Here is a 1,316-nt window from a genome sequence, read left to right as displayed (position 1 = left end):
AAAATGGCTCATCACCATAACACGTGGTTGCTATTTTAACCACCAAGCTCGAGGCGCAATCTCAAAAAGAATCGTTCGAGGTTTCGGTAGCCATAACCACGACGTTTGATGAGCTTAATCTTGTTGTTCGTTCCTTCCATTTTCCCGTTCGATAGCCTTGATACAATGGTCTGACGCATCGCTTCCTCACGCCCCCGGATCGCTTTCGCGATTTTTGCGAGAGGTCCGCACGGATGGAACTGGTAACGGTCCAGCCAGTCCGTCAGTCTTCGGTGAGCCTGCCTGTTACACGTTGCCTTCAGCACATACCGGATATGTTGGAGTCCTCTATATAGATCCTGAGTAAAGGCGTCTTCTAGAATACAAGAACGGGCGACCTCTCGGTCTTCTGGAGCCAGCATTTCTGGGCGACAAGCCAGTGCACGGTCAATGACGCGAATATGATGATGGCGTTTCGTCTCGTTCAAAAATCGACGCCGACGGCGAAGAGCTTCCGTGAAGAACTGGATGAGATGAAAACGATCCAGTACATGCGCTGCACTCGGGAAGACACGATTAGTTGCCTTCGCCATCGCAGGTGCAAAATCACTGACGACAGAACGAACATCTCCCAGTACATCTTGAAGCGCAGCCGTGATCGCCGATACGTCCCGACCCGGGACGATAGACAGAAGACGTCCAGTCTTGGCATCAAGAACGATCGTCGCATAGTGGTGTCCTTTTCTCGTGGCGAACTCATCGACGAGGATGTGTGTCGCCTGTCCCACTGTATCCACTGAAGCGTACTGATAAAACCACCGTTCCACAGTCGTATAAGGAAGTTCATATTCATGCGCAACATCTGAAATTGTGCGGCCATGGCACCGTTCTGTGATGCCTTTTCGGAACACTTCGGTAGAAGTACGGACGAGTCCGAGACCGTAGTCATATACAAACGTCAAATCACAAGAGAGGCATCTTTGACGTGGGACATCTAGTTCGATCCACAAGGCACCGACTCCCCACGCATGACCGTGTCGAAAACGACGACGCTTTTTCGAATGCAAGATAGTCTTTTTTTCGCATAGCGGACAAGGGATTTCATGTGTATCAGGAATGATAGGAAATACGTGCGGTTCTTCATCGGACGACATCTGGATTTGAAAAAGGGCTGGAAGCGGAAGAATTAATTTGATAAACTGTTGGGACAAGGCGAAAACTCCAATCGTGGTTTGTCTAGACAACAATTACGATACCGGGGTTTTCGCTTTTTTTCTATGTTCGATTTAAAATCCGATGGATTTTATGTGTCAACCACACCTTATGGTGATGAGCCA

1 protein-coding gene is annotated in these 1,316 nt (G+C 48.9%); it reads right to left on the bottom strand.

Features of this window, described 5'->3' with window-relative positions:
• Window positions 1–35 precede the first annotated feature (35 nt).
• Window positions 36–1,133, bottom strand: coding sequence for an ISL3 family transposase (locus tag KNQ07_RS15920; RefSeq protein ID WP_251139592.1), 1,098 nt, complete (start codon window positions 1,131–1,133; stop codon window positions 36–38).
• Window positions 1,134–1,316 lie beyond the last annotated feature (183 nt).

This window comes from Exiguobacterium sp. s145 (genome assembly GCF_018618835.1).
Taxonomy (GTDB): Bacteria; Bacillota; Bacilli; order Exiguobacteriales; family Exiguobacteriaceae; genus Exiguobacterium_A; species Exiguobacterium_A artemiae.
This window is presented reverse-complemented; position numbering and strand designations above follow the sequence as displayed.